Origin of the sequence: Bacillus sp. FSL R9-9530 (assembly GCF_038008145.1) — a bacterium.
Lineage (GTDB): Bacteria > Bacillota > Bacilli > Bacillales > Bacillaceae_G > Bacillus_A > Bacillus_A mycoides.
On record NZ_JBBOYO010000001.1, the window covers coordinates 3,755,758 to 3,780,473 of the forward strand.

Annotated in this window: 22 protein-coding genes, 1 pseudogene and 2 riboswitches; of the genes and pseudogenes, 9 read left to right on the forward strand and 14 right to left on the reverse strand. The window is 35.5% G+C overall.

Annotation, left to right across the window (positions count from 1 at the left end):
• Nucleotides 1–43: 43 nt before the first annotated feature.
• Complete coding sequence (locus MKX66_RS18780; RefSeq protein WP_341086907.1) at nucleotides 44–1,684, forward strand: peptide ABC transporter substrate-binding protein; 1,641 nt, start codon at nucleotides 44–46, stop codon at nucleotides 1,682–1,684.
• Between the two features lie 45 nt (nucleotides 1,685–1,729).
• Here MKX66_RS18780 and MKX66_RS18785 read toward each other — a convergent pair.
• Nucleotides 1,730–1,942, reverse strand: a pseudogene (locus MKX66_RS18785) (hypothetical protein).
• 215 nt (nucleotides 1,943–2,157) lie between these two features.
• Here MKX66_RS18785 and MKX66_RS18790 point away from each other — a divergent pair.
• The gene (locus MKX66_RS18790) at nucleotides 2,158–2,625 is read left to right on the forward strand and encodes a YusW family protein (protein WP_001221531.1); all 468 of its coding nucleotides are present in this window, start codon (nucleotides 2,158–2,160) and stop codon (nucleotides 2,623–2,625) included.
• A 24-nt stretch (nucleotides 2,626–2,649) separates the two neighbouring features.
• On the opposite strand, the gene MKX66_RS18795 is transcribed toward MKX66_RS18790, so the two are convergent.
• Genes MKX66_RS18795 through MKX66_RS18815 form a run of 5 tightly spaced genes read right to left on the reverse strand, consistent with a single transcriptional unit; the run spans nucleotide 2,650 to nucleotide 7,949 of the window.
• The gene (locus MKX66_RS18795) at nucleotides 2,650–4,260 is read right to left on the reverse strand and encodes a peptide ABC transporter substrate-binding protein (protein ID WP_341086909.1); all 1,611 of its coding nucleotides are present in this window, start codon (nucleotides 4,258–4,260) and stop codon (nucleotides 2,650–2,652) included.
• Nucleotides 4,261–4,273: 13 nt separating this feature from the next.
• Nucleotides 4,274–5,047 (reverse strand): ABC transporter ATP-binding protein, encoded by a 774-nt coding sequence (locus MKX66_RS18800; RefSeq protein ID WP_341086911.1) that lies wholly within the window; start codon nucleotides 5,045–5,047, stop codon nucleotides 4,274–4,276.
• Nucleotides 5,044–6,054, reverse strand: coding sequence for an ABC transporter ATP-binding protein (locus MKX66_RS18805; RefSeq protein ID WP_002091444.1), 1,011 nt, complete (start codon nucleotides 6,052–6,054; stop codon nucleotides 5,044–5,046). The genes MKX66_RS18800 and MKX66_RS18805 overlap by 4 nt, the downstream gene beginning before the upstream one ends.
• Entirely contained in the window at nucleotides 6,011–7,015 is a 1,005-nt protein-coding gene (locus tag MKX66_RS18810; protein ID WP_002029386.1) for an ABC transporter permease, read from the reverse strand. The genes MKX66_RS18805 and MKX66_RS18810 overlap by 44 nt, the downstream gene beginning before the upstream one ends.
• A gap of 16 nt (nucleotides 7,016–7,031) precedes the next feature.
• Nucleotides 7,032–7,949, reverse strand: a complete 918-nt coding sequence (locus MKX66_RS18815) for an ABC transporter permease (protein ID WP_002140132.1) — start codon at nucleotides 7,947–7,949, stop codon at nucleotides 7,032–7,034.
• Between the two features lie 137 nt (nucleotides 7,950–8,086).
• A riboswitch (SAM riboswitch) is annotated at nucleotides 8,087–8,192 on the reverse strand.
• A gap of 173 nt (nucleotides 8,193–8,365) precedes the next feature.
• Here MKX66_RS18815 and MKX66_RS18820 point away from each other — a divergent pair.
• Complete coding sequence (locus MKX66_RS18820) at nucleotides 8,366–8,581, forward strand: DUF3951 domain-containing protein (protein WP_326997248.1); 216 nt, start codon at nucleotides 8,366–8,368, stop codon at nucleotides 8,579–8,581.
• Between the two features lie 18 nt (nucleotides 8,582–8,599).
• Here the strand turns inward: MKX66_RS18820 and MKX66_RS18825 are convergent, their stop codons facing one another.
• The 6 genes from MKX66_RS18825 to MKX66_RS18850 all read right to left on the reverse strand — a co-directional run bounded on the left by MKX66_RS18825 (nucleotide 8,600) and on the right by MKX66_RS18850 (nucleotide 15,377).
• A complete protein-coding gene (locus MKX66_RS18825) occupies nucleotides 8,600–9,103 on the reverse strand; it encodes a hypothetical protein (RefSeq protein ID WP_326997249.1) in 504 nt (167 codons plus the stop codon).
• Nucleotides 9,104–9,353: 250 nt separating this feature from the next.
• Nucleotides 9,354–10,613 carry a multidrug effflux MFS transporter gene (locus MKX66_RS18830; protein WP_061689449.1) on the reverse strand — a complete coding sequence of 420 codons (1,260 nt, stop codon included), beginning with the start codon at nucleotides 10,611–10,613 and terminating at the stop codon, nucleotides 9,354–9,356.
• Between the two features lie 117 nt (nucleotides 10,614–10,730).
• A complete protein-coding gene (locus MKX66_RS18835) occupies nucleotides 10,731–12,449 on the reverse strand; it encodes a DUF3981 domain-containing protein (protein WP_033709756.1) in 1,719 nt (572 codons plus the stop codon).
• Between the two features lie 78 nt (nucleotides 12,450–12,527).
• The gene (locus tag MKX66_RS18840) at nucleotides 12,528–13,061 is read right to left on the reverse strand and encodes an MFS transporter (RefSeq protein WP_012260185.1); all 534 of its coding nucleotides are present in this window, start codon (nucleotides 13,059–13,061) and stop codon (nucleotides 12,528–12,530) included.
• Entirely contained in the window at nucleotides 13,058–14,494 is a 1,437-nt protein-coding gene (locus MKX66_RS18845; RefSeq protein WP_002191719.1) for an FAD-binding oxidoreductase, read from the reverse strand. Before MKX66_RS18845 ends, MKX66_RS18840 begins: the two co-directional genes overlap by 4 nt.
• 118 nt (nucleotides 14,495–14,612) lie before the next feature.
• On the reverse strand, nucleotides 14,613–15,377 hold the full coding sequence (locus tag MKX66_RS18850) for a DUF6612 family protein (RefSeq protein WP_002191718.1): 765 nt from the start codon (nucleotides 15,375–15,377) through the stop codon (nucleotides 14,613–14,615).
• Nucleotides 15,378–15,522: 145 nt separating this feature from the next.
• Between MKX66_RS18850 and MKX66_RS18855 the strand changes: the two genes are divergently transcribed.
• The 4 genes from MKX66_RS18855 to MKX66_RS18870 all read left to right on the forward strand — a co-directional run bounded on the left by MKX66_RS18855 (nucleotide 15,523) and on the right by MKX66_RS18870 (nucleotide 19,219).
• Nucleotides 15,523–16,431, forward strand: a complete 909-nt coding sequence (locus MKX66_RS18855; protein ID WP_002167148.1) for an NAD(P)-dependent alcohol dehydrogenase — start codon at nucleotides 15,523–15,525, stop codon at nucleotides 16,429–16,431.
• A gap of 80 nt (nucleotides 16,432–16,511) precedes the next feature.
• Nucleotides 16,512–16,625, forward strand: a riboswitch (SAM riboswitch).
• An 85-nt stretch (nucleotides 16,626–16,710) separates the two neighbouring features.
• Nucleotides 16,711–17,523 carry a MetQ/NlpA family ABC transporter substrate-binding protein gene (locus MKX66_RS18860; protein ID WP_000756967.1) on the forward strand — a complete coding sequence of 271 codons (813 nt, stop codon included), beginning with the start codon at nucleotides 16,711–16,713 and terminating at the stop codon, nucleotides 17,521–17,523.
• 12 nt (nucleotides 17,524–17,535) lie between these two features.
• Complete coding sequence (locus tag MKX66_RS18865; protein ID WP_061674526.1) at nucleotides 17,536–18,576, forward strand: methionine ABC transporter ATP-binding protein; 1,041 nt, start codon at nucleotides 17,536–17,538, stop codon at nucleotides 18,574–18,576.
• Entirely contained in the window at nucleotides 18,551–19,219 is a 669-nt protein-coding gene (locus MKX66_RS18870; protein ID WP_002124718.1) for a methionine ABC transporter permease, read from the forward strand. Before MKX66_RS18865 ends, MKX66_RS18870 begins: the two co-directional genes overlap by 26 nt.
• 48 nt (nucleotides 19,220–19,267) lie before the next feature.
• Here MKX66_RS18870 and MKX66_RS18875 read toward each other — a convergent pair whose 3' ends face one another.
• Nucleotides 19,268–20,044 (reverse strand): SDR family oxidoreductase, encoded by a 777-nt coding sequence (locus tag MKX66_RS18875; protein WP_215553091.1) that lies wholly within the window; start codon nucleotides 20,042–20,044, stop codon nucleotides 19,268–19,270.
• A 500-nt stretch (nucleotides 20,045–20,544) separates the two neighbouring features.
• Here MKX66_RS18875 and MKX66_RS18880 point away from each other — a divergent pair, with 500 nt between their 5' ends.
• Both MKX66_RS18880 and MKX66_RS18885 read left to right on the forward strand, forming a co-directional pair.
• The gene (locus MKX66_RS18880; RefSeq protein WP_326997252.1) at nucleotides 20,545–21,831 is read left to right on the forward strand and encodes a DUF5068 domain-containing protein; all 1,287 of its coding nucleotides are present in this window, start codon (nucleotides 20,545–20,547) and stop codon (nucleotides 21,829–21,831) included.
• 159 nt (nucleotides 21,832–21,990) lie between these two features.
• On the forward strand, nucleotides 21,991–22,497 hold the full coding sequence (locus MKX66_RS18885; protein WP_002029373.1) for a DoxX family membrane protein: 507 nt from the start codon (nucleotides 21,991–21,993) through the stop codon (nucleotides 22,495–22,497).
• A gap of 181 nt (nucleotides 22,498–22,678) precedes the next feature.
• On the opposite strand, the gene MKX66_RS18890 is transcribed toward MKX66_RS18885, so the two are convergent.
• Nucleotides 22,679–24,643 (reverse strand): S9 family peptidase, encoded by a 1,965-nt coding sequence (locus MKX66_RS18890; protein WP_341086923.1) that lies wholly within the window; start codon nucleotides 24,641–24,643, stop codon nucleotides 22,679–22,681.
• Nucleotides 24,644–24,716 lie beyond the last annotated feature (73 nt).

Below are 24,716 nucleotides of genomic sequence, written 5' to 3' on the forward strand. Positions count from 1 at the left end.
ACATTATGACGTTACGAACAACACATTTAGGGAGGAAAGAACAATGAAGAAAAAAGTTGTACCTGTTGTTGCATCTGTTTTAGGGGCAAGTCTACTACTAACTGCTTGCGGGGGAAATAAAGATAATGCAGGCGGAGCAAAAGCGAACGATAAAGCACCTGATAAACAAGCGATTAACTTATCATTTGCTTCAGAAATTCCAACAATGGATGTTGCAAAAGCGACGGATGGGGAATCCATGAATGTAATGAGAAATGTTTTTGAAGGTTTATATGCTATAGGAGAAGATAATAAACCGATCCCTGGTGTTGCTGAATCGGTTGACATTAGTCCGGATAAAACAAAGTATACTTTCCATCTTCGTGATTCAAAATGGTCAAACGGTACTCCTGTTACAGCAAAAGATTTTATTTTCGCTTGGCAACGTGCCGTTAACCCTGAAACAGCTGCTGAATATGCATTCTTATTCTTTGATATAAAAAATGCGAAACAAATAAACCAAAAAGAAGTAGCAATCGATCAATTAGGCGTTAAAGCTCTTGACGATAAAACTTTAGAAGTACAACTGGACCGCCCTGTTCCCTACTTCTTAAGCTTAACGACATTTGCAACATTCTTACCAATCAATGAAGAGTATTTAAAATCTCAAGGCGATAAATACGGTTTAGAAACAAATCATTTAATTTACAATGGTGCTTTCACATTAGATAACTGGAAACATGAACAAAGCTTCCAATTGAAGAAGAACCCTAACTATTGGGATGCTAAAACTGTAAAACTAGAAGAAATCAACTTCAATGTCGTTAAAGATAAATCTACAGAAGTTAACTTATATGATTCAGGACAAATTGATCGTGTTGCTTTAACTGCGGAGTTTGTTGATAAGTATAAGAACGATTCCAACTTCAAGGAACGCGCTGAAGTCGGTATCCAATTCTTACGACTAAATCAGAAAAATGCAGTATTAAAAAATCAACATGCACGCCTCGCTATTAACGAAGCAATGAATAAAAAAGCGTACGTAGAAACAATTTTAAATAACGGTGCAATCCCAGCAGAAGGAATGGTTCCTGCGAAATTCGCAAAAAGTCCCGACGGTAATGACTTCCGTAAAGAGAATGGAAATCTAGTCAAAGATGATGTGAAATCTGCAAAAGAAAACTGGAAAAAAGCGAAACAAGAACTTGGTACTGACAAAGTAACAATTGAACTATTAACAAGTGATAATGCTTTAGCTAAGAAAACTGGTGAATATTTAAAAGGTGAATTAGAAAAGAATCTAGATGGATTAACAGTGAATTTAAAACCTCAACCACGTAAACAACAGTTAAAACTACTATTAAGTGGTGATTACGAAATTGGAATCGATGGCTGGGGCCCTGACTTCGCAGATCCTATTACATTCTTAGATCTATTCACAACAGATAGTGCTTATAACTTCGATAAATACTCTAACAAAGAGTACGACGAGCTTATTCGTAAAGTGAAAACTGATTTGGCTGGTGATGAAAAAGGTCGCTGGGAGGCAATGAAGCAAGCTGAAAAAACCTTATTACAAGATGGTGCTGTCGCTCCTTTATACCAACAAGGCCGTTCTTACTTACAACGCGGATTTATTAAAGGACTTGTAACAACAGACTTCGGCGGTGAGTTTAACTACAAGTGGACAGAAGTTGCAAAATAATAAACGCTAGTAAAAAAGGTATCCCACGAAGGATACCTTTTTACTTTATGCTTCTTTAACTACAGAACTTCTCCTCTTTACTATTCCTTTTATACCTATAGTGATTCCCGCTACCAATTGTGTAACTAGTATAATAAGTAATAACGAAATAATATTTTCCACTAAATTAACTCCACTAAATATTATTGTGTAATAACCATTCGCTGCATATGTTGCGGGAAATAATCCACCGATTGTTTAATATATTTTAGAAAGCATCACTGCATTTCCAAATACAGCGATGCTTATTTGTGTTAATGATTAGAAAGCGCAAAGATATTTTTTAAAAATCCCCATATACATACAAATTACTTTCAATTTAATTAATGCGCATGTGTGTCCCCCTTAAGGAAATAATTTATTAGGTTTATACATAATTACATAAAATTAGGAAAAACTTGTATAGAAAGAAGTTACATAAGGAGGAATTTATAATGAGAATTTTACTATCAATTTTATTAGCTCTTATGCTAGTACCTGCATTAACAGGATGTAAAGCTCCTGCAAAAGAAGATACAACTTCTAATAAGAAAACGACTGAAGAAGCAAAAAATGAGGCTCCTGCAGATTTAAAACTAAACTTTAATGAATTTGATTTAAAGGCAGACTATCAAGATACGAAGAAAGACTACGAAGCTGATTATAAAAATGTAGCAGCGGACAAGAAAATGGAAGCAAAGATTGAAGACCATAAAACAGATGTAAAGTTCACAGGCGACGAGGCTATTACAAAATTAAGCCCTCTTCTACAAGAATTAAAATTCGATAAAAACACACCAGATCAAGAAGTAATTGATCAAGTAGTCAATGTATTCAAACTTGATAAAGACTACCAAAAATTCGATTTAGAAGTTGTCTTCTCTGATGGAACGAAAAAAGAATATAAAAGAGAAATAAAATAAAGAAGTAGGCGGTTGCCTACTTCTTTATTTTTTAATTTTTACGTATCTTAGTTCTGGACTAGAACCGATAATGAATTGGACGCCAGATACTGATGATTTTTGTAAATATGAAGAGCTTGGGAAAATAATTGGGATTAATGGTGTTTCATCAAACATAATGTCTTCTGCTTTATGCAATAAGTCAAAACGCTTATCTTCGTTTTGTTCAACTTTTGCCTCTTTTACTAAAGCATCAAATTCTTTATTATGCCATTTTGCATAGTTGTTTGGACCATCACCTGCATATAAATCTAGTTTAGTAATCGGATCCAATAGAGAGCCGCCCCATCCCATATAAGCTAATTGGAAATCACTTTGCTTATATGTGTCGATGTAACTCTTCCACTCTTTATTTTCTAATTTAATATCTACACCAAGATTTTTCTTAAACATTTCTTGCATTGCTTCTGCTACTTTTTTATGTTGTGTATCTGTAGTGAATTTTAATGTTACTTCAGGTAATGCAGACCAACCTTGCTCTTTCATGCCCTCTTCTAATAATTTTTTCGCTTCTGCTGAATCAAATTTTACGTAATCGCCTTTTTCTTTACGGAAATCACGACCACCTTGTGTTTTTGCCCCTTCTGGAACAAAAGCATATGCTTCTTGTGCATTATTTTTATACAGTTTTTCAACGATAAACTTACGATCAACCGCTAATGAAAATGCTTTACGTACTTTTGCATTTGTAAACGGCTCTTTTTCTACGTTAAACGAATAAATATAAGATGAAAATCCTGCAACACGTTTATATTCTTTATTTTCTTTTTCTTTCTCAATCATCTCTTGTGGTAAACCACTTAGTAAATCTAATTCTTTTGATTTAAATAATTGATACGCTGTTTTAGAGTCTGGAATAATACGAAACTCAATTTCTTTTAATGTTACCTTTTTATCATAGTATTCTTTATTTTTTTGTACTGTAATTGCTTGGTTATGCTTCCATTCTTTTAACGTGAATGGTCCGTTCGTAATTAACTCTTTTGGATCTGTTTTTAATTTATTATTATCATCAATTGATTTTTTAGATAATGGAATAAATAATGAACTTGCTAATTTTTGTTTAATAGAAGCAACTGGGTGCTCAAGTGTTACCTTTAATGTTTGAGGATCAACGACTTGAATACCAACTTGTCCTTCTTCACCTTTTCCAGTATTATATGCCTCTGCTCCTTTAATAAAGTACATTTCTGTCGCATTCATAGAACCTGTTTTCGGGTTTAATAATCGCTTCCATGCGAACTCAAAATCATTTGCTGTAATAGAAGAGCCATCTGACCATTTAATATCTTTCTTTAAATAAATTGTATATTCAGTTCCATCCGCATTTACTTCTTCTTTCTCTGCCAATTCATTTTGATATTTCCCATCACTATCTTGCGTATATAAACTTGAAAACAACTGTCCAATTACATAACCTGACGTGCTATCTGTCGCAATAGCAGAATCAAGGGTATACGGATCACTGCTAATATTCGTTACTAATCGATCCCCTTCTCCCTTACCAGCACTCGCCTTTTGCGTCTCTTTCTTACCACAAGCAACAGAAGTTATTGCTAAAACAGTCATAATGACAAATAATAAAAACTTCTTCATCCTACATTCTCCTTTAACCTGAAATTTTTGGTGTTGATGCTAATAATGTTTTTGTATAAGAATGTTGTGGATTACGGAATACTTCGTCCGTATATCCAAATTCAACAAGTTCTCCTTTGTATAAGACAGCCACTTTTTCACATAAATAGTGAACCATCGGTAAATCATGTGCGATAAATAAATATGTATAGCCTTGTTCCTTTTGAATCTTTTGCAGTAAATGTACAATTTGGATTTGCAGTGAAACATCTAATGCTGAAATTGGTTCATCAAGGATTAATACTTCTGGCTCACATAATAGCGCTCTTGCAATGGCAATACGTTGACGTTGTCCTCCGCTAAATTCGTGTGGATAGCGATCAATATATCGTCTATCTAATCCAACACGCTCTAGTGCATCACCTGCGATCTTATCTTTCAATCCTTTATCGCCTAAACCGAATGAAATATAGCCTTCTGTTACAATATCGCGTACTTTCCAGCGCGGATTTAATGCAGCTGTGGAATCTTGAAAAATGAACTGTACTTTCTGCAAGAAATCCCGCTTATGAGCTGACTTCAGCTTGTGAACAACTTGACCGTTATAATCAATTTCACCAGACGTTGGACGCTCGATCCCAGCTATGAGCTTACCAAGTGTTGTCTTTCCAGAACCACTTTCTCCAATAATGCCAAGCGTTGTTCCTTTTGGGATAGAAAGTGATATACCTTTTAACGCTGCGATTTCTTTATTTTTACTTCCATACGTTTTCGTTACTTGCTTTACAGTAATTAAATCTGTCGTCATGAGGCATTCACCCTCTCTTTTGATTTCGCTTTATTATGCTCCAGAATATGCTGCCAGCAATGTGAACTATGCTCCTCAGAATATGTTGTTCTCTCTGGGAATCGATGAATACATTCTTTTATCGCTACAGGACAACGATTCACAAACGGGCATCCAAAACTATTTAACGTTTCAATTGAAGGTGTTGTTCCCTCAATTGCTCTAAGTACCTTTTCTGAATCATCCATATTCGGAATTGCTTGCAATAAACTTTTTGTGTAAGGGTGCTTAGGTGAGCCAATTACTTCTTGTATCGTTCCTTTTTCAACAACACGTCCCCCGTACATAACTACTACTCGGTCAGCTACTTCACGTACAAGTGCCAAATCATGTGTAATTAATAAAATACTCGTATTTTGTTTTTCCTTTCTTTCTTTTAACAACTCCATAATTTGCTTTTGAATCGTTACATCTAATGCTGTTGTAGGTTCATCTGCAATAACGAGCTTCGGGTGACAAGCAAATGCAATTGCTAAACAAATACGCTGCCTCATACCTCCGCTCAACTGATACGGGTATTGTTCAAAGCGTTTCTCTGCTTCATGTATCCCTAAATCATTTAGTAAGTTAATTGCAATTTCTTTTGCCTCTTTTTTCGATTTCTTTTCATGCTGCACAATTACTTCTGTAATTTGTCTTCCAACCTTCATCGTCGGATTTAAAGATGAAAGCGGGTCTTGAAAGATAAAGGAAATATCTTTCCCGCGAATTTGATTCCATTCTGATTCTTGTAAATCCGTTAATTCCTTTGATTGGAAAGATATATTTCCATCATCAATATGAATCGATTCTTGATTTAAGCCGATAATTGATTGTGCTGTAACACTTTTCCCTGAACCACTTTCTCCGACAAGTGCAACTATTTCACCTTCGTTAATAGAAAAGGAAACATGCTTCACAATTGCTTGCTTACTATTCTCTTTTTCAACGGCCAACGTTACGTTTTCTAAAGATAAGATTTGTGCCATGTTTTTTCTCCTTTCGATTACGTTTTACGATTTTCGGATCAATCGCATCTTGCAAACCATCACCAATCGCATTAAATGCGAACATGATGAATGCAATCATGATTGCCGGGAAGAAAAGTTGCCACCACTCTCCGCTTAGTAATGTCCCGAGTGCATCGTTTGTCATCGTGCCCCAGCTCGCTGCTGGTGATTGTACTCCAAGTCCGATAAAACTTAAAAATGATTCTGAGAAAATAGCTGCTGGAATTGTGAATGATAAATTGACGATAATAATCCCTGTTAAGTTTGGAATTAAATGCCCATATATAATTTTCATATGAGATGTACCTAATCGCTCTGCTGCAATAACAAATTCTCTTTGTTTCAATGAAAGTACTTGCGCCCGAATGAGACGTGCCATGCCAATCCATCCCGTTAACGCAAGAGCTATAATAATTGTAAAAAGTCCTGGTTTCATAATGATTAATAGTAAAATAACAATCAGTAAATATGGGATACCGTATAACACTTCAATCCCTCTTATAATCCACTCATCAATTAACGTTCCAAGACGATTACGTCCTCTCACATATCCACTAAAGCCACCGATAAGTACACCAAGCCCTATATCAAGAGCTGCTGCTACCAATCCAACTGTTAATGAAATTTTCCCACCAGCCCAAGTACGCGCCCAAATATCTCTCCCTAAATCGTCTGTTCCGAACCAATGCTCACTACTAGGCGGTAAATTAGTTGCTTCTTTTACTTGTTCACTCGCAGTAAATGGCGTTAAACTTTCGCCAATAAGCGAGAAAACAATAATTAGTAATAACGTCACTGCCCCTAAAACTGCTATAGGGTTTGATATAAACTTGCGAAACACTTCCTTTTTCCGGCTAATCGTTTGCTGATCTTTATTTATCGTTAATTCTTTTTTCTCTTCATTCGTTAATAACTGGTCATTAATTTCATAAGCCCCCATTTAAACATCACCCTCCTTACGTAATAGAACGAATGCGCGGATCAACAATACGATGAATGATATCTGTAATAAAAATACATACAATTAATAGCGCACTATAGAAAATGGTTGTTCCCATAATCACCGGATAATCTCGGTTGAAAATACTGTCTACAAAATATTTTCCTAAACCAGGAATTGAAAAGATTTTTTCAATAACGAAAGTCCCTGTTAAAAGTCCAGCCATTAATGGGCCAACAAATGTAAGTACCGGAACAATCGCATTTCGAAGAGCATGTCTTATAATGATTTTCTTAATTGGTATACCTTTCGCTCTCGCTAGCTTAATATAATCACTCTGCAACACTTCAATCATATTAGAGCGAACAAATCTTGTAATAACTGCGATTGGTCCTAACGCTAATGCGAAGGAGGGTAATACAGTATGCTCAAATGTTCCCCAAGACGCCACTGGTAGTAATTCAAATTGTATGGCGAATACTTGTATAAATAGTGGTGCTAAAATAAAACTAGGAATAGAAATACCGAGAATCGCAAGCAAGCTCACACTATAATCAATCACTTTCCCATGATATAGCGCGGCAAATGTACCTGCGGCAATTCCGACTAACAATGAAATAACAAGTGCTTGTAAACCAATAATTGCCGATGGTCCAAAACCAGTTGTTATAATTTCCGATACACCTTGACCTGTCGATTGAACAGATTCGCCAAAATCAAAATGAACTACCCCATCCAAATAAGCAACATACTGATTCCATAACGGTTCATCAAGGTGATACTTCGCTCTCATGTTTTGTATTACTTCTTCAGGAAAGATTTTCGCATCTGATGAAAACGGATCACCTGGAATAATATGCATAATTAAAAATGTTACTGTCGTAATGACCCATAGCGTGAATACCATAACCGATAGTTTTTTAATAACATACACTTCAATAACCCCCTAAACAAATGAATTTACTTTGTTTTATTGACATATTTGTTGCCATTACTCCTTCTCTACTTCTTAAAACACAAAAAGCCTTGATCTTAAAAAATAAGATCAAGGCTTAATAAACGAAGGCCCATCACTTATCTTTCAAGACTTGCTTGCTGGAATTAGCACGGTGTTCCTGTTACAGAACCCGCTGCTGAGGTGTCATAGGGCCAGTCCCTCTACCTCTCTGGATAAGTAAATTGCTATATTATTATTTGGTTCAAATTGTATATTTTGAATTATAATTCTGAAAAAATGAAAAGTCAATCAAATTGGATATATTTAGAAAAATCAGTTTTCTATTATATTAGTTATTGAAATTACAATCTTTCGCTTATAATAAAAAGAAATTGTATTAAAGGAGTTATAAGATGGATCCACTACTTCTGGCTACTATAGGATTGCCATTAACAATCGTCATACTCGTCATCATCGGCTTCTATAAACTCTTCATTAAAAAGAAAAGCATCACTTCTCTTTACACTCCATTCGATAATATTACTGGCCAAACAATTTCAGAATTTCACGAAGAACAGAAGGTATTAGTATCCGAGGATGAAGACGGAGATGGTAAAAAGAAAAAATAACCTTGCGCATGCGCAAGGTTATTTTTTCGCCTCTGTTTGAAAGCGTTTATAGTATGTCGATGCTGTTGAAAAATTAACTTCTATATCACGAATCAACGATGAATCTTCTTCTTTAGCTAACTTCTGTAATTTTTTCATCGCTTGTTCTGCTTCATTTAAGAAACCAACATATAGTTCATGCTCGTCCTCTTTCGACTTCGGCACACGAATTTCTTTACGCATATGATCAATATCTTCTAACATGCCCGTCGTTACCTTCTGCACGTCTTCTTTATATTTAGCATTCGTTATTTCCTTACCGCCCTTTTCTTTTGCCACTTCCCATAACTGTAATGCTTTATTAATTTCTTTGTTCATCTTCATATCATATTTTTCATGTATTTCGCGATACACTTTCATCTCTTCTGTTTGTTCAGTAGATTGCTCTACCTTTTCTTTCGGTTCTTTCGTATCTTTATTTCCATTACACCCTGCTAGAAGGAGTATACTTCCCATTACAGCAATACCGAAAACCTTCTTCATCTCTTCTTCTCCTTTTATCTACAGCTATTACTCATTATAGTTTCTTTTATCTCCACTTGTTATTATACCGAGAACACCCTACTTTTTACACTTAAGACGAGATCTTAATATACACACCAACATTTTTGTCACAGTATCGTCACTTTATGCAAATAACTTTTGCATCACCTTACAGCACTGTATAAGTTATTTCAAAGAAATGAAAAAAGAGCTGATTCAACACATGTTTGAATCAGCTCTTTTTTATAAATTAAGCCTCTAAATTTTGTCTTTGTTGCAGTTCAAACTGCTTCTCACTTCTTCTGGCCATAAATAGATAGCATAACACAGCACCAATTTCACAAAGAGCTATAACAACCCCCATCGGTAATGCGGTATTGCTTCCGCCAATACCTACTAATGGTGCAACAAGTGCTCCTGAAATGAACTGTAATAAACCTAATAAAGCCGATGCCGTTCCTGCAGCCTGTTTCTGATTTCTCATCGCTAACGAGAAGCCAGTTGTTGATACAACCCCAACACTTGATACAACAAGAAATAGCGAGCATAAAACACCGATTAGCCCTATTCCAAGTGCGATTGTAAGTAGTAATGATAGACCGCCAACAGCCGCAATAATAATACCAGCAACAAATAAAGTTTTCTCATTAACTTTCCCTGCTAAGCGGCCAGTAACTTGGCTAGCAATAATAATACCAATACCGTTAATCGCAAAGAATAAGCTAAATTGCTGTGGTGATGCTCCGTATATGTTCTGCAACACAAACGGTGAACCAGAAATATAAGCAAACATTGCAGCTGTTACTAATCCTTGCGACAATGCATACCCCATAAATAAACGATCTTTCAGAAGCTTTCCGTATGTTGCAAGCGTTCCTGATAATCCACCTGTCTCTCTTTCTTCAGGAGGTAATGTTTCACGTAATACGAAAGTAGCTGATATTAGCATGAATACACTAATTGCTCCAAGAACGATAAAAACGCCGCGCCATGATGTGAACTGTAATAATTGTCCCCCGATAATCGGTGCCAAAATAGGCGCTGCTCCGTTTACTAACATAAGCAGTGAGAAAAATTTCGTCATTTCAGAACCTGAATACATATCACGTACCATTGCACGTGATATAACGATACCAGCAGATCCTGAAGCACCTTGTAAGAAACGTAAAAGCACTAAACTCCAAATCGATGGTGCAACAGCACAAAGTAAAGAAGAAGCAACATAAATAATAAGAGCGATAATAAGAGGTTTGCGTCTTCCGTAAATGTCACTAATTGAACCAATAAATAACTGCCCTACTGAAAGCCCAAGCAGACAAGCAGTTAATGTAAGCTGCGCGAGGGATGCACCCGTTTGTAAATCATCCGTTAACTTTGGTAAAGAAGGCAAATACATATCAATAGATAATGGCCCAATTGCCGTAAGTGTCCCTAATACAAGAATCATCCATAACCTGTTTGTCTTTACAGGTTTATATATTTCGTGATTAACTCCATTCACTTTTTCCATTCACCCTTTCATATAAACACTTAATCGTAACAATTATAGTTACAACATGAATATACGTCAAGTATACCGTATTTTCCTGTTTAATAATGTAAAAAAAGCGATAGAATCTCTATCGCTTTACTTTTTCAAATTACTATTTGTAAATTTAGATACAGATGCCATCATTTCTCCTGTGTCTAAATATGTGATTTGAATTGGATCTCCTACTTCTGTAAACATTGCATATGGGAATTTCTTCGCCGGTACCATGAATACTTTTTGCTCGTTTTCTAATAGTACGTACACAATCGTATTTTCACCTGATTTTTCTTTATACACACGTTGTACAGTACCTTCTTTTTGCGCTTCTTTCCCATTTGAAGTCGGTCTAAATGAATCACCACTTCCGCTCAGCGCATTTTTATAATTCTCAAGTGCTTCTTTTTGCGTTGAACCTGTTGCAAACACTTTTGCATTAGAAGCATATATGACAGTATGAGCACGTACTAATCCGCCGTCATCAATAACCGGTACAATCCAAGAAGGTTTACCATATACGTTATAAATAACCGGCATTGTTCCATGCCATTTCTCTCTCTTAAAGGAATTATCCACTACTTCTGTAGCAGCCGAACCATCCATAATTCCCTTTACTTCTTTTCCGTTATAGTAATACAACTTACCTGTACGCGCATCAATAAGCGAATAGCCTAGTGCAGAATCTACTCCTTCTTTCGGAGAGGTGAAATCAGTAAAATAATATAACGTTCCATCCTTACCGAAGATTGGTGTAACTCCTTCTTTCGTTCCCCACTCAGTCGGAATCTTCATATCCGTTTGTGAGAATTTTGTATTCCAAAATCCGTGAATATATTTACCGAAATACGTATTTAATGTAGATGCAGTCTCGTGATTTAATACGCCATCAACGAATTTAGGTGCCTTTCCTTTGTCGTATCTTTTCACTTCACCTGTTTGTGCGTCTACTACTACAACACCTTCTACTTCAAATCCAGATCTTCCTGAAATAAATTCACCATACGTCATTGTATAATACGGTTTCCCTTTATCATCAACTTCAAATTTTGGTTTCCCTTTAAAAACTAAATCTGGCTCTGCTTTTCGAACGACACGTTCTAATTTATTACCGAAAAACATGCTTGGCACATATTTCATTTTATAACCAAGGTGCAGTTTCGCTTCCGCATCGGGATTCGTACCTGACATCGTTACGTACCCTGGAATTGTCTCAGCTTTACGTGCTTTAAAAAATCCTGAAACTTCAATTGGTGCTACATATAAGGCCTCGCCATTTACCATTTGTGGCGTTAATTCTCCTAGCTCAAAATAAGCTACTTTCGGAATATCCCCAAATACTTTTTTCATCTTATTCTCCGCTGTCTTTGGCGGCACTGTAAACGGCTGATCATTTTCAGTAAATGGCTCTGAAATATCTTTCTCGATCTTCACAACAGAATCATATTTTTTTTGCGTGATTACTATATCGTGCAAATAACCAAAATAGCCGTAACTTGCGAGTAAGACAAACATTAGAAGTCCCTTTAACGTACCTTCTAATTTCCCTACCTGCTCTTGTGAGAATAAAACAAGCCCAATTAAAATCGCTACTGCAACAGAATAATGAGTAAGAATAGAATCTGCTCGATCATCAATTAGCCAGAAATATTCATAGATTGCAATACCTATCCAAAATAAAACAGGAATAACTAAAATAGATGATTTCTTACCCTTTACAACTTTCTCATTTCCTCCTTTATCCACCGCGCGAATTTTATTACCGCTTCTAGTCCATGGAATCAAAAACAAAGTGAGAATAGCTAAAACTATAAATTTCATCAAAGGCAATGTCCCCTTTTCTTTTGTCTTCTCCATAAGTATAACAAATAAAGGGTAATCAGGTAAAAATGGGTATGATTATATTTTTTTGCTACTTAATACAATTCCACTCACTGCATATAAAATAGATGCTATATAAAAAATGGTGCCAATCGTAAAGAAATCTACTAAATATCCCGTTGCAATAACTGCTACTGCTCCTCCAACCGATGTCCACACATGATATTTTCCAATCTCATAACCAGCTTTTTTCTGTTCTACCTTTCGTGCTAACGATGTCTTCTCCGTATTACGCTGCACAGCACCTAAAATACCCATTAAAATTTGGAGAATGTATACATGCCAAACTTCTGTTGCAATAGGGAAAAAAAGCATTAATATAGCCATGGACCATGCGTATATAATTAATAACTTTCTATCACCTACCCTATCAGAGATTCTTCCAACTAACGGATATACTAGAGCTGAAGTTAAGGCAAATAAGCCGTACGCCCAGCCAAATTGCGAGAAACTATTTCCTACATTTCGAAGCAATAGTATATAAAAAGGAAATACCATACTACCTGCCATCATAATAATGCTTTGTGAGGCTACAAATCTTCTATATGTCATTTGCTATACTCCTTATAAAATAAATTCACAAACCTTTCCTCTGGGTCTACTTCCTTTTTCTTCTGAAGGAATTCTTCTATGCGAGGATACGCTTTCTTTAGTTGCTCCTTTTCCGGATAAGAATAATACGGTAAATAATAACTTCCATTATGCTTTAACGTAACATCAATCATCTTTTGAATGACCACTTTTGTTTTCTTTATTTCATCTTCAGAACGCCCTTGATTAATTAGAAGCACAAGCGCAAACATATCATCTTTCGCATAAGATAGCACCGCATTCTCATTCTTTTCTACATAGCGGATTGTAATGTTAAGAAGGTTTAATTCCTCTTCATTTAAAACGCTTCGCAAATCATCTATATACTCTGCAAAACCATCTATCGGTACAAAGTACTCTTGTAAAACTTCGGTCAAGTTTGGATTATCGTATTCCATAAAAGCACTATCAGATCTCATTACGTTATTTCGAGTTTCGTACTTACCATCTGTACGTTCAAAATAACTTCTTTGTATATCCCAAAATGCGCCCTTTCCCCAGTCACTATAACGTGATAACCCAAGTAAAAATTTCGGTGCAGCTATAATATTTTCTTCTTTTAATTTGCTGTACTCTCCCAGCTTCTGTTGATCTTCTGCCAGTACATAATCTGTTACATACATTTCTTTTAAAAATGAATTTGGGGCAACAGAAATACGTGCTAAATGCATACGTATATTCTCATCCCTTCGCACTTTATTCTTAAAGTATGAAGAGTATTCTTTATAATCTAGTACTTTCGTATGCGTTTCATACAATTCATCGTTTGTTAACTGTAGCGTCACATCTAAAATCACACCAAATAATCCATATCCCCCAATTACATATGGAAACAAGTCAGCATTTTCTTCTCTATTTACATTACGCACCGTACCATCTGCCATTAACAATCTGAACGACTCTACTGTATCAATTAATGCTTCATGACGAATATCACGCCCATGTACATTTACACTTAATGAACCACCAACAGTAAAAATATTTTGAGATTGCATCACTTGAACTGCAAGACCATATGGATTGATTTTCTTTTGAATGTCATTCCATGTGACACCGCTTTGCACCCTAATCCTCTTCTTCTCCGGATCGAATTCTAATATTTCATTATATCCTTTCATATCAAGCATCGTACCGTTCGGATAATACGTCTGTCCGCCTTGGCTATGTTGCATACCTGCAATAGAAATCTTCTCTCCAGAAACATTTGCATCTTGCACTAACTGTTTTAATGAACGTTCATCCTCAGCATTTTCAACACGTTTAATTTTCGTTGGAAGCAACTTCCCTACATCACTCATAATAGGATGATCCAGTTGCCCTTTGTATGTATATACAGATGTCGCGAGCAACACTGTATACGCTACAATAACAACTGCTATCTTTCTTTTTTTCAAATGGCACTCTCCTCTTCTAACGTTCTTCCTCTTCATATTGTACCTACTTTCCTACGAAGAAGGTATTAACAAAAAAGAGAGAGACCCTTTATTTTAGGTCCCTCCCTCATCAAGACTGTTACTTTGCTGCTGGCAGCTGTATTGGCTCAAACTTTTCGTACGATGTATATTTTGCATTCGTAATAATGTGTGCCTTATCCTTACCATTACTACTCATAATCATATCTATCTTCGCTGATTCATATTTAAAATCTTTTGTAATGATATATTCTGCATCCACTTCTTCTATCTTTGCGTTTTGTGCTTGTAGCATTTTCTTCTGCGTTTCATCCATGCTAGTTAACATACTTTCTGTTTCTTGCCCTTTTAATGTAAATTTCAGTTTATATTTATCTCCGCTTTTCTCCATCTTCATTTTATCTAAAACTACTGCTGGTACTTCTAACTTATCTATAATATCTTGAGTCGCTTTCATTCCACCAGCGTTTAATTGCTCCTCTGGTACGGTTATAACTTCTCCTGTATTAGGGTTTTTCACCTCACCAGCAACTTTACCATCCACTGTATACACTACAACATCTGTACCAGAAATATTCATTTCAGAACGAGAATTCTTTGTCTTTGGCTCTAATTGCATCTTAGCCTTTAATATATCCATCTCTGTTCCCTCAGCTTTTATCCCTACATCATATGTCATCGTTACATTTTCTTCATTTTTAAAAGCTTCGTTCGTTTTCTTGAAAACATCCTTCGCTGCTAATTCCTTTTCTTTTTGCATAGCTTCTTTTTTCGGTTCATCAGTCTTTGTTGTTTTCTCATTGCTACACCCTACCCCCAGACTGATTGCAAGCACTAAACTTGAAATAAAAATAGTTTTTTTCATAATGTCGCCCCCTTTCTCAAAATAATATCACCTCTTTTCCTACGAAATCTATATAATTTTTAACCTTTATTCGCTATATAGCAACATGTTTGATGAGAGTTTTAAATATGATGTAAATAACAACAACTCATTTCAGGAGGTCATTATGAAGGCGATTATTTGCACACAGTATGGACCACCTAACGTTCTTCAGCTTCAAAATATAGAGAAACCTACACCTAAAAAGAACGAAGTATTAATTAAAATTCACGCAACAAGTGTAACGACTGGAGATTGTAGAATACGCGGCTTTAATAGCCCCCTCTTATTTTGGATTCCTATGCGGATCATATTAGGTTTCAGAAAACCGAGAAAACCTGTACTCGGCGTAGAGTTATCCGGTGAAATCGAAGAAGTAGGAACAGATGTAACTCAATTTAAAAAAGGTGATCCAATTTTTGCATTAACAGAACTAAACCTCGGTGGTTATGCCGAGTACACATGCGTACATGAAAGTGGATTAATAACATTAAAACCTACCAATGTGACGTATGAAGAAGCGGCAGTTATTCCTTTTGGTGGAACTTCAGCATTACATTTCCTGAGAAAGGGCCGTATAAAAAAAGGGCAACAAGTGCTCATATATGGTGCCTCCGGATCAGTAGGAACAGCTGCTGTACAACTTGCTAAATATTTCGGCGCGACCGTTACGGCTGTTTGTAGTAATTCAAATTTTGAACTCGTGCAATCTTTAGGAGCTGATAAAGTAATTGATTATACGAAAGAAGATTTTACTAAGCAAGGCAAATGCTACGATATTATATTTGATGCAGTTGGGAAGTATAAAAAATCCCTTTGTACAAATACATTAACACCCAATGGAAAATATGTATCTGTTAATGGAATGATGGCCAAGGTAAGTAAAGAGGATATGATTCTATTAAAAAAACTAGTCGAAACGGAAAAACTAAAGCCCGTTATTGATAGAACTTACCGATTAGAAGAAATTGCTGAAGCTCATATGTATGTGGAAAAGGGACATAAAAAAGGGAACGTTTCGATTACCTTAAAATAAAATATATTCAGAAAATAATATTGACAATTCTTTTTGTAAGATTTACTATTAGTACCATATTTAAAAACTACATACACATACTCTTATCAAGAGTGGCGGAGGGACTGGCCCGATGATGCCCGGCAACCGAGCTTAGAACGTATAAGCTAAGGTGCTAATTCCTGCAGAACGATTTTCGTTTTGGAAGATAAGAGAGGAACCTATTTCGTCTATTCAGCACCTCTCTTATTTTTGAGAGGTGCTTTTTATTTTGGAACGTATATTAAGGGGGAATTATAGATGAAAAAGGTATTATTAAGTATTGTAAGCGGAGCTGTATTATTGTTAGGTGCGTGTGGTGCTAATTCTGATAAAGAGGTAAAAGCATTAGATGAGAAAAAGATTACTGTCGGTGTAACAGGCGGACCGCATGAACAAATTTTTGAAAAGGTAAAAGAAGTGGCAGCAAAAGATGGTCTCGAAATTGATGTAAAGGTATTTAATGATTATGTAGCACCAAACGTATCTTTAGATGAAAAAAGCCTCGATGTAAATAGCTATCAAACTAAATCTTATTTAGACGTATTTAAAGCTGAACGCAACATGAAATTAACTGAAGTATTTTCCACAGTAACATTCCCTATGGGTGTATATTCTAAAAGCTTAAAAGATGTAAAAGAATTAAAAGAGGGCGATGCAATCGCTGTCCCAAATGATCCAACAAATGAGCTTCGTGCTTTAAAGCTATTTGAAAAAGCAGGTGTTTTAAAGGTTGATCCAAAAGCTACAGAAAAAGCGACTGCAAAAGATGTAATTGAAAACCCGAAAAATTTAAAGATTGTTGAATTAGAGGCATCTCAATTACCAACACAGCTAAGTGAAGTAAAGGCAGCTGCAATTAATACAAACTTTGCATTAGGTGCAAAATTAAGCCCAGCGAAAGATTCTATTTTCCGCGAAGGAAAAGATTCACCATATGTGAATTGGGTCGTTGTTCGTACTGAAAATAAAGATGATGCTGTTGTTAATAAATTAAAGAAAGCTTATCAATCTAAAGAAGTAAAAGATTTCATTGAGAAAAAATTCGATGGTTCTGTTTTACCGTCTTGGTAGGAGCTGACTATAATGATTGAATTAAAAAATGTCTCCAAAGTATTTACAACAAAAAAAGGGAATGTTGAGGCTCTTAAATCAACTTCCCTTAAAGTAAAAAAGGGCGAAGTATTTGGAATCATCGGATATAGTGGCGCTGGTAAAAGTACATTAATCCGTTGTGTAAATTTATTAGAAAAACCAACGACAGGAGATATCATTGTAAATGAACAAGAGTTAACAACCTTATCGACAAAAGAACTCGCAAAGGCGAGAAAAAAGATCGGCATGATTTTTCAAGGATTCAATTTACTTAAAACCGTTACCGTTTATGAAAATATCGCACTACCCTTACGTCTATCTGGTCTTCCCAAAAATGAAATTGAAAAAAGGGTAGAAAAGTATTTACGCATTGTTGATCTCTTTAATAAAAAAGATGCCTATCCAAGTGAATTATCTGGTGGTCAAAAACAACGTGTAGCGATCGCTCGCGCACTATCTCATGAGCCTGAAGTTTTATTAAGTGATGAAGCAACGAGCGCATTAGATCCGGAAACGACCGATTCTATTCTTGATTTATTATTAAAGATCAACGAAGAAATCGGAATTACGATTTTGCTAATTACACACGAAATGAATGTCATCCAGCGTATTTGTGACCAAGTTGCTGTAATGGAACATGGGGCGGTAGTCGAAAGTGGAACCGTAAAAGATATTTTCACAAACCCACAACATGTAACAACGAAGAAATTTGTAAATAGCGCGTTTGCAGCTAAAATTCCAGAAGATGTGCAGAAAGAACTACAAAGCACCGGGGAAATCGTAACACTTTCATTTATAGGAACCGCTTCAGGAGAACCAGCGTTAGCTATCGCTACAAAACGTTTCCACGTATATCCGAATATTTTATCAGGCAATATTACGCAGTTAAAACATGAGGCATATGGGAAACTGACCGTTCATATGCAAGGTGAAAAAAGTGAAGTACACCGTGCCTTATCATTTTTACAAGAACAAGGGATCATCGTAGAAGGAGGTAGAACAGATTATGGGAAACAAGTCCTTTTTGGATGAGTGGGGTAACGTAATATGGGAAGCAACAATTCAAACATTTCAAATGACATCTATTTCACTACTTATCTCTATTCTTATTGCATTACCACTCGGCGTCACACTTGTTTTAACGAGACCTGGTGGACAGCGAGAAAATAAAATTATCTATCCTATTCTTAATACAGTTATTAATATCATTCGTTCTCTTCCATTTATCATTCTATTATTCTTCATTTTACCTTTTACAAAGTTTCTAATGGGAACGTCCATTGGCGTGCAAGGTGTTATCGTACCACTTGTTGTCTTCACAGCCCCTTACATTGCCCGTTTAATGGAAACTGCTTTATTAGAAGTGGATCGCGGTGTCATTGAAGCATATCAAGCAATGGGAGTCTCTACTTTAAAAATCATTTGGCACGTTATGGTTAAAGAAGCTCGCCCGTCTCTCGTACTTGGATTAACAATCGCAACGATCGGCTTAATCGGTGCAACAGCAATGGCTGGACTTGTCGGTGCTGGCGGCCTTGGTGATTTAGCATATCGATTCGGACATTTACGCTACGAACCTGAAGTAATGTATGCAACAGTCTTTATTTTGATTATCCTCGTTCAAGGATTACAGTCTTTAGGGAATGGTGTTGCACGAAGATTGAAGAAAGATTAAAAAGAAGGTATCTCATTGAAATGAGATACCTTCTTTTTAATTATAAAATTATCTCTTAAATCCACCTTCTGAATGAATAACTTGCCCTGTAATCCATTCGGCTTCTTCGCTCACTAAAAACTTAATAAGTCTTGCTGCATCCTTTGGCTCACCAATTCTGCCGAAAGGAAACATCGGTCTTAATCCTTGCTTTATCTCCTCAGTCATCCATCCTGTACTAGTTGGACCTGGATTAATTGCATTCACTGTTATCCCTAAATGGGCCACTTCCGCTGACAACGTACTAGTAAGAGCGTCAATTGCTCCCTTCGTTGTTGCATACGCTAATTCTCCTGCCATAGGTCCTTTAAATTGTCCCGACGTCATATTCACAATTCTACCACCAGATTTCTTATCAAAACCTTGGGCAAATTGACTACTTAACAATGTAGTCGCACGAACATTTACCATGTAGTGCTTATCTAGTTCTTCAGCAGTCAAATTAGAGAAATCATTATTTGTAGAATATGCTGCATTATTAATTAATATATGAGGGTACCCTAATTGTTCAGTAACTTTATTTATAAGCTGATTTGATGCATCATTCTGAGTTAGATCTAACTCCATGCTCGATACTTTGACACCGTTTTGTATCAACTTTTCTTTTAATTGTATTTGTTCATTTTTATCAACGCCCCAAGGCATCTCTTTATCGTATTCTGTCCAATACGTAAAAAATATATCGTATCCAGCCTCTGCTAACTCCGTACAAATAGCTGCTCCTATACCGTCTAGACGACTTACACCTGTAACAACAGCTATTTTATTTTTTAATTGATTCATCATATACTCCTCCAATTTTAAAGGACGCATATTTTATATAGGAGATATAAATTTCCCCACATAGGCATCTACCCTTACAAAGGGGATGTACAAGCTAAATATGCAGTCCTTGAATGATTTACAGATAGCTAAATAAACCCTCACTTATGAGAGAAAAATTCATCTATCTAATTTCTAATCATTACAAGTTCATCCACATATCGAGTCTTTGTCCCCTTTCAATATATCTCTATTATTTACTCTAACAAAAAGATTCAATATTTAAAATAGAAAAGATAATCTTCTCTCTCTTTTGGCGGAAAAATATTGTAATTACCTATATAAGCTTTAACTATGTTTCTATTAAAAATAACCATTAAGATATCAAAATAATAAAAACAATCAGAAAAACACTGGTAAATACTGGTTCACTTTCTTATAATAAAACGTGGGGCTAATGTGAGAGATATAAAGGGTCTGATTATACAGACCCAACTGGTTTTAAACAAATAGGGGGAAGAAACATGTCAAAAAAATTACTTTCTTTATTTTCTACACTAATCGTAGCAGCTTTTGTAATAACTGGCTGTGGTCAAAGCGATACGACAAATAAAGAACAAAAAGAAGATGTAACGCAAGAAAACAAAACAGAAAAAACGGATACAACGAAAGAAAAAAAATCCGAAGATAAAAAAGCTGAAGATAAAAAGCCTGAAAATACAGCTACTAGCTCAAGCGATTACTCTAAGCTGATTTCCTATATGGAAAAAGAAACAGGTGGTAAAACAAAAGTTCTTTTTGAAAATAAGGAACCACAAGTGTATAAAGCTGAAGATGTTTCAGTAACAATGAATGGTTATACATTAGTTGAATTAAATGGATTCCATACAAACTTCGACATTCCGTTTAATCGTCAAACAGAGGGCGGAGTTATTCTTGTGAACTACAGCGTAAAAAATAGTTCAGCTAAAGATATTTATTATATGCCAGCATTGGACATGTCATTTACTGGTGCTCAGAAAGCATATAGTAACTATAGAGATTTAATTCCAACAGAAGATCAGCTACCAACTAAGCTTGCTCCAACGAATGATTACTTAGTAAAAGCAGGAGAAACTATTTCTGGTTATATCGCTTATCCATTCGGAAAAGATGATCTAGCAAAAATTTCAAATCTCTCAACGGTCTCAGTCACAGTCCCAACTGCACAAGCTAATAAAGGAAAATTTGATGCTCCAATCGGAAGTCCTGGAAGCTTTTCATTAAGTTTAAACAAACAAGGTGCTGAAAAGGTTGCAACAGATAACACTTTCTACCAAGATAAAGCTACAGCTAATAACATGGGCGATAAAAAAATGTTAAAAGAGAAATCAAGTATTAATAACAGCCAAGAATTAGGCGCTGTTAATGTTACATTAGACGGATACCAATTCACTCAATTCACACCAAATTCCGTCGAAGCTCCACGCTTTGCAAATTTTAAAAACGGTCTTGTTCTGTTAACAGTAAAATTCAAGCTTGATAACAAAGATGCTCAAGACGTTTCACTATCTCCTATAAGCTCTACATTAAGAGTGAATGATGGTACACAATATACGATTAATGAAGGTATGCTATTAAATTACGACTATAACGCTGCAGTTAAAACTGGAACATCTGGAGAATTGCTGCAAGTATATATTTTAGATCAAGAGCAGTACGAAAAGATTTGGAAAGAAAAAAGCTTTGAGATTGAGTTAGGACCTATGAGAAATAAAGAAGCTAAAGATATTTCACAAGGTGAAAAAGTTAAATTTACATTACCTAAATAAATTACTAAGTATATATTAGAAAAGGCATATAACATATGATTGTTATATGCCTTTTTTATTTTATAAAAACACCATTTTTGTTCACACTTTATCCATTGTGAATTTATTCACAATGGATATATAATAAACATGTAAATACAATACATTGGAGGGATTTCAATGGTTATCAATTTTTTAAGAACTGATAAACGCGCTACTTTCATATTATTATTTTTACGACTTTACATAGGATATGCATGGCTCGCTGCTGGAATAGGAAAAGTTTTTGGACAGTCTTTTGATGCAAGTGGTTTTCTAAAAGGAGCTATCGCTCAAGCATCAGGTGACCACCCTGCAGTACAAGGTTGGTGGGCAGATTTTCTTCAACATTTTGTTCTTCCAAACGCAGACCTATTTAGCTTTTTAGTTCAATGGGGAGAAATTTTAGTAGGTCTAGGTTTGATTTTAGGTGGATTAACAAAAACAGCTGCATTTTTCGGCATCATAATGAACCTTTCATTTTTATTAAGCGGAACTGTTAGTGTAAACCCAAACCTACTTATTTTAACTATGTTCATTTTAGTTGCAGGACATAATGCTGGACGTATTGGATTAGATGGTTATGTTTTCCCAAAACTTTTCAAAAAAAATAACCGTGAAGCATATAAATTAAGTAAAACTGCATAAGAATAGTTCATCTTTTAAATATAAATAAGGAAAGAGCCTACATTCAGGCTCTTTTCTCATTTACACCAAAATATTTCACAGTTTGCCTTATCCGAAATGTTAAACTCAATCATATATAACCGGATAAATGTGTACGACTTTATTTCAAGCACCTAAAAAGCTTAAAGACTAAAACAAGCCATTATAAAACCCTAAAACCTTTCATACTTTCTCCAAGAATATAGTGTGAAAACCACATCAAATTCTGTTTCATAATAGCCACATTAATTCCTGGCTGATCAGAACTATATGCCATTCCTTTAAAAATAATTAATTCTGTATCAACTTCCATATCCCTTAACCCTTGATATAGCTCATATGCATTGGAAGTTGGAATCCTTGCATCCTTTTCGCCATGTTGGATTAAGGTAGGCGTACAGGCTGATTTAATATACGTCATTGGTGATGTTTTCGTATATATCTCTGGATCATTCCATGGAGTATTTCCTAAATACATCCTAATAAAGTAAGGTATATCTGTATTCACATAATGGGTACTCCAGTTAGTAATTCCACCTCCAACTGAAATAGCTTTAAATCTATTACTAAATGTAGAACAGAAAGCTGATATATATCCCCCGTTGCTCCATCCCATAACCCCTACTCTATCTTTATCTGCAATCCCTTGCTCAACTAGTTTATCCACTCCAGATATAACATCATCGTAGTCAGCAATTCCCTGTTTTCTATAGTTGGCTTTTAAGAACTCATTACCATAGCCAGAACTTCCTCTATAGTTTGGCTCTAAAACTATAAAGCCTTTTTCGATAAACTGCTCAATCGGATATTTCTCATTAAAACAGTCTGAGAATATCGGAAAAGATGCCCAAGCCGGACCACCATGGATTACTACTAATAAGGGATATTTTTTGTTGGCATCAAAATCTACTGGGGTTGATAAAACACCCTTTATTTCAAAACCATCACTACTTTTCCATGAGATTATTTCCCTGTTACTTTTCAGCTTCCCTTTAAAAAAGCTATTTTCATCCGTTATTTTTTTATCGTCTAAATAGATTTCAAAGGTTTCATTTGTTATGGCCTTACTATAGGATATATGACGTCCATCCCTTGTTATAGAAGCATCCATTATAAAGCCATCTACTTTTTCACTTAACATTTCCACAGTGCCATCTTCACATAGCAACCCAATGAGATAATTAGTTTTATCCTGCCATCTAATTAAAATCCCCTTATCTGTCCACTGTAATGGCATAACCGTACTATCAAAGTTTGTTAGAGGCTGAATTACCTCTCCAGTATTCATATCATATATCTCTAATGTACTTTCTTGTATATGGTTTCTATAGTACTCCTTCTCCCTTATGCTTGCTGAGTAACATATTTTGCTGCCCTCAGGAGAAAAGCAAACGCTCCCGCCCAACAACTTATCTACATTCATCTTTTGTAGTTCCTCAGCTTCAACATCTAATATGTATAGATCACCATTCATATGATCGTTTAGGCTTGGTGTAGCCATAAATACAACCTTTGTCCCATCATTTGAAATATCAAAGTTATGTATATAAAAATCCTTACCATTCGTTAGTTGATAAACACTGCTAACCTTCCGTTCCCCTTTATCATTTTGTATCCCTTTTTCTATTTCAACGTAGTATAAACAATTATTCCGATGTTCCTTACCTACATGGTGGAAATCTCCATATCGTTCCTTACGCTTCTTTATTTCCTCACATTCTTTTGACTGGGCAACATAATAAAAACCTTTACCAGTAGGCTCCCTTTTGAATGTATTAACTCCTTCCTTCTCATCCGTAATTTGAACCTTACTACCACCATCTATTGACTTAACAAAGATCTGATTTGTATTAGCTCCGTCACCGCCTGGACTAAGGTATGCAATAGTCTTAGAATCTGGAGACCATAATGGATGTGTACTATCTATATCCCCATCTGTTAGTGGGTAACTCTGCTCTTTATCCTTTTCATATATCCATACATAATTTCTATACGTATTGTCTTCCCAGTTAGCTGTCTTCTTTACAAATGCTACATTTTTTCCATCGTCACTTATGTTTGTACCTGATAAGGTTGGTAATGAAATAATCTCTTCTATACTTAGATATGTTTTTTCATTCATTTTCATTAATAAACCCCTTCGTAATGTCTAGTAATCTAATTTGTTCAATAAAGTGAAACTCTAATCAGTGGTTTTTTTC

Bases quoted from the DNA above. Each gene is read 5' to 3' on its own strand.
- MKX66_RS18780 (WP_341086907.1), top strand. From the start codon at position 44: ATGAAGAAAAAAGTTGTACCTGTTGTTGCATCTGTTTTAGGGGCAAGT.
- MKX66_RS18790 (WP_001221531.1), top strand. From the start codon at position 2,158: ATGAGAATTTTACTATCAATTTTATTAGCTCTTATGCTAGTACCTGCA.
- MKX66_RS18795 (WP_341086909.1), bottom strand. From the start codon at position 4,260: ATGAAGAAGTTTTTATTATTTGTCATTATGACTGTTTTAGCAATAACT.
- MKX66_RS18800 (WP_341086911.1), bottom strand. From the start codon at position 5,047: ATGACGACAGATTTAATTACTGTAAAGCAAGTAACGAAAACGTATGGA.
- MKX66_RS18805 (WP_002091444.1), bottom strand. From the start codon at position 6,054: ATGGCACAAATCTTATCTTTAGAAAACGTAACGTTGGCCGTTGAAAAA.
- MKX66_RS18810 (WP_002029386.1), bottom strand. From the start codon at position 7,015: ATGGGGGCTTATGAAATTAATGACCAGTTATTAACGAATGAAGAGAAA.
- MKX66_RS18820 (WP_326997248.1), top strand. From the start codon at position 8,366: ATGGATCCACTACTTCTGGCTACTATAGGATTGCCATTAACAATCGTC.
- MKX66_RS18825 (WP_326997249.1), bottom strand. From the start codon at position 9,103: ATGAAGAAGGTTTTCGGTATTGCTGTAATGGGAAGTATACTCCTTCTA.
- MKX66_RS18830 (WP_061689449.1), bottom strand. From the start codon at position 10,613: ATGGAAAAAGTGAATGGAGTTAATCACGAAATATATAAACCTGTAAAG.
- MKX66_RS18835 (WP_033709756.1), bottom strand. From the start codon at position 12,449: ATGAAATTTATAGTTTTAGCTATTCTCACTTTGTTTTTGATTCCATGG.
- MKX66_RS18840 (WP_012260185.1), bottom strand. From the start codon at position 13,061: ATGACATATAGAAGATTTGTAGCCTCACAAAGCATTATTATGATGGCA.
- MKX66_RS18850 (WP_002191718.1), bottom strand. From the start codon at position 15,377: ATGAAAAAAACTATTTTTATTTCAAGTTTAGTGCTTGCAATCAGTCTG.
- MKX66_RS18855 (WP_002167148.1), top strand. From the start codon at position 15,523: ATGAAGGCGATTATTTGCACACAGTATGGACCACCTAACGTTCTTCAG.
- MKX66_RS18860 (WP_000756967.1), top strand. From the start codon at position 16,711: ATGAAAAAGGTATTATTAAGTATTGTAAGCGGAGCTGTATTATTGTTA.
- MKX66_RS18865 (WP_061674526.1), top strand. From the start codon at position 17,536: ATGATTGAATTAAAAAATGTCTCCAAAGTATTTACAACAAAAAAAGGG.
- MKX66_RS18870 (WP_002124718.1), top strand. From the start codon at position 18,551: ATGGGAAACAAGTCCTTTTTGGATGAGTGGGGTAACGTAATATGGGAA.
- MKX66_RS18875 (WP_215553091.1), bottom strand. From the start codon at position 20,044: ATGATGAATCAATTAAAAAATAAAATAGCTGTTGTTACAGGTGTAAGT.
- MKX66_RS18880 (WP_326997252.1), top strand. From the start codon at position 20,545: ATGTCAAAAAAATTACTTTCTTTATTTTCTACACTAATCGTAGCAGCT.
- MKX66_RS18885 (WP_002029373.1), top strand. From the start codon at position 21,991: ATGGTTATCAATTTTTTAAGAACTGATAAACGCGCTACTTTCATATTA.
- MKX66_RS18890 (WP_341086923.1), bottom strand. From the start codon at position 24,643: ATGAAAATGAATGAAAAAACATATCTAAGTATAGAAGAGATTATTTCA.